Raw genomic sequence first — 2,751 nt, forward strand, 5'->3', positions numbered from 1 at the left:
AGGTTACACTCAGGTTACACAGGTTACGTTTTGAAGATGTTTATGCTATTTTGCTATGATTTTGGTATGGAAAAACAAGAACAGTTAGACAAGATCAGGCAAGAGTTGGTGGAGGAATCCAAAGTGATTGCCACAAAAAAGAAGGCAAGTAAAGGAAAACAGTGAACGCAAGCCGATGAAATTAAGCTGATTAGCCAAGACAAGATTGACATTCTTGATCACACTGCAGCCGAAACGGTCTGAGTTGGTGCGAAAGACGCCGGTAAATCGAGGCCAGTCATCGTTCGTAAAAGAACTATGATAGAAACAAACAAAGACGCCTACGGGCTTGATTTGAAGAAATACAAGCTTGGTGGTGTTGCTCGTTTGCACAATGCTTTAAACAACATCAATCTTGAAGTTAAATCATTAGGATATGAAACCGTTGATTATGAAGCTGGTATCAATAAGTCGTATCGTTTGGTCAACAAGTCGCAAAAAACGAAGAACCAATCAATTGAATATGGTTCGTTTGATGATGCAAACGGCCTAGCCGGAATAGAAGCGCCAAACAACGGCTTCTTCGGGCTTGTCCAAATTGAAGAACCTGTTCTCATTGATGATCCCGGTAAGACGCCAACAAGAAGCGAATGAAATGCCGCTTTAAAGACCATTAAGGACTCGGTAAACCGTTCGAACCGTAAATATGCCATGATCTCCAAAAAGCCCGTTGTAGCGCCGAAATATCACTTCACGATGAATGCGTGAGATAAGGAACATCCGCTGATTGAAGACATCAATGAATTCTTTCCTGAATCCGAATTCGCAGAATTCTTCATTAAAGATTTGATCAATAACCATACTGATACAAGATTTGATCCAAGAATCAATCGTTTGTACGTCAGATTGACCAAGTTTGCCAATCCAGTGATTAGGCTGATAGAGAGCTTTCTTTTGCAAAACAATATCAAAACATTGGATGACTGAAGAAACGTCTCAAAAGCGAGCTTTGAAGCGATTACGGCGTCTCACGTTGAGTTCGCACAGATGAACATATCATATGAGCTGATTGAGATGCACTTGGAAGAAGGAATGTCGATTTATGAGCGTTGTCAAGAAGCGATTTCGTCAGGCGACTCGCTTGAATTGGCTCGTCTTCTTGGATTGACTTATGAAGGCGAAACATCTGACAAGAAAGTTTATGATTTATCACTAATCAATCTTGCTGACACTGACAAGATACTTGAAAATCTACCAAAATGAGCGAGAATTGAGAACTTCTCATTAGCTTATGACGTTGATACACGTGAAGGAAGAGGATTTGTTGGTACGCCAATCTATCACATAATCCAACAATCACCATTTGATGAAATGAAAGAAGTTATTATTGTCGGAAAGCAATTCAAAATCGCATCTTTTGGAGATAAAGCCGCCTTGGTTGACTATTACAAGCAACAACTGATCAATAAAAATGATGAAATTCGTGAAAAAGTTGTCAAAATAGCAAAAAAAGATATGACAGGTTTCTTATATGTCGATGAAAACCGTGCAAATTACTTGACCGTTATGCAAGATGGCAAGTGAGTTACCGGAAAAGCGCAAAAACATGGCCAATGAGATATTCTTCATAGGCAAGATTACTTGCAAATCATGATAAATCAAGGAAAAATCATCATAGATGAGCAAAATATCAAGTTGATTGCTGATTTGAAGAAAGCTATAGCAAAAGAAGGATCAAGACAACGTGATGAAAGTGGAAAGCTTGAAAAAGACTTCGATTTCATAAATTCTATGGAATATTCACTTTATCCATTCAGAACATTGATATACAATGATGAAATTCCTATTCTTGAATTTGAAAATATGCTATAATTAAATAGCCAAAGAGCCCGGCGATTTGATTTCGCACGATCCATATGTACTATCCGGAATAGACGTATGCCACTGAACGGGAAAGAAAATGGTGGATAAAACGACTGCAATCGGTTAATTTCGAGGCGGTTTTTTTATATTTGTTATAATAATTGTGCAAGATGAAAACTTGCTTAAACGTTTAAGGAGCGGAAAACTACTTATGAAAAGATTTACTTACAATCTCGAAGAAAAAGATTCTTATACAAAAGAAGAAATTGCCGAGATGAAAAAACATCTAGAAGCTTATCAAGCATCACTAGAAAAAGATTATGATGGTATGGTTGAAGAAATCAAGCCGTATCGTGAAACAAAAAGAAACGAGAAGTTCAAATCACTATTGCCTACAAACGCAAACGTTGATCTAATGAACGATGTCATCGCTCTGTCTGGCTTAAAAGAAGACGCAACGGATGATGAGATCAAAGAGGCTTTCAAGAAAACTGTAGAAGCGAGAGCTTATCTACAAAAACCGAAAGTCGTTGATCCAAAAGCTCTTGAGCCAAAAAAACCGGTAGTTGCAAGCAACACGGAAAAAGAAATTCCACTAACAAAAGCTGAGGAATTGGCGAAAAAAAGAGTAAGAAACCTATAAGGAGGCCCAAACGATGGCTAAAGAATTTAACAAGATCGTTGAAGCGATCAAAGAAACAACATATGCACAAGATACATATGCGCTAACAGTGTTAGCATCACTTAATCCAGTGGCGAGATTCATTCCACTTGCACAAGCAGGCGGAGGAAATCTAGGATCAGGAAAGGCAGTAGAATACTGACTACAAAGACAAAAAAGAATCAAATCTAAAGCAGCTTCTACAGCAGCTAAAGCAATTGATAGAGTTATTGCAAACTACGGTAACG

Annotated in this window: 6 protein-coding genes; all 6 read left to right on the top strand. The window is 38.1% G+C overall.

Annotated features, from left to right (window positions below):
* The first annotated feature begins 297 nt into the window (after positions 1-297).
* The 6 genes from N1032_RS22410 (at position 298) to N1032_RS22435 (ending at position 2,666) form a co-directional block, all read left to right on the top strand.
* Positions 298-633 carry a hypothetical protein gene (locus tag N1032_RS22410; RefSeq protein WP_163638908.1) on the top strand — a complete coding sequence of 112 codons (336 nt, stop codon included), beginning with the start codon at positions 298-300 and terminating at the stop codon, positions 631-633.
* Positions 634-1,026: 393 nt separating this feature from the next.
* Positions 1,027-1,242, top strand: a complete 216-nt coding sequence (locus N1032_RS22415; RefSeq protein ID WP_259542500.1) for a hypothetical protein — start codon at positions 1,027-1,029, stop codon at positions 1,240-1,242.
* 108 nt (positions 1,243-1,350) lie between these two features.
* On the top strand, positions 1,351-1,563 hold the full coding sequence (locus tag N1032_RS22420; protein ID WP_259542503.1) for a hypothetical protein: 213 nt from the start codon (positions 1,351-1,353) through the stop codon (positions 1,561-1,563).
* Positions 1,564-1,620: 57 nt separating this feature from the next.
* Positions 1,621-1,851, top strand: a complete 231-nt coding sequence (locus tag N1032_RS22425) for a hypothetical protein (protein WP_259542505.1) — start codon at positions 1,621-1,623, stop codon at positions 1,849-1,851.
* 154 nt (positions 1,852-2,005) lie between these two features.
* Complete coding sequence (locus N1032_RS22430; protein ID WP_259542507.1) at positions 2,006-2,485, top strand: hypothetical protein; 480 nt, start codon at positions 2,006-2,008, stop codon at positions 2,483-2,485.
* A 13-nt stretch (positions 2,486-2,498) separates the two neighbouring features.
* A complete protein-coding gene (locus N1032_RS22435) occupies positions 2,499-2,666 on the top strand; it encodes a hypothetical protein (RefSeq protein ID WP_259542508.1) in 168 nt (55 codons plus the stop codon).
* Positions 2,667-2,751: the final 85 nt, after the last annotated feature.

The sequence above is a fragment of the Herbiconiux daphne genome, from assembly GCF_024979295.1.
Classification (GTDB): domain Bacteria; phylum Actinomycetota; class Actinomycetes; order Actinomycetales; family Microbacteriaceae; genus Herbiconiux; species Herbiconiux daphnes.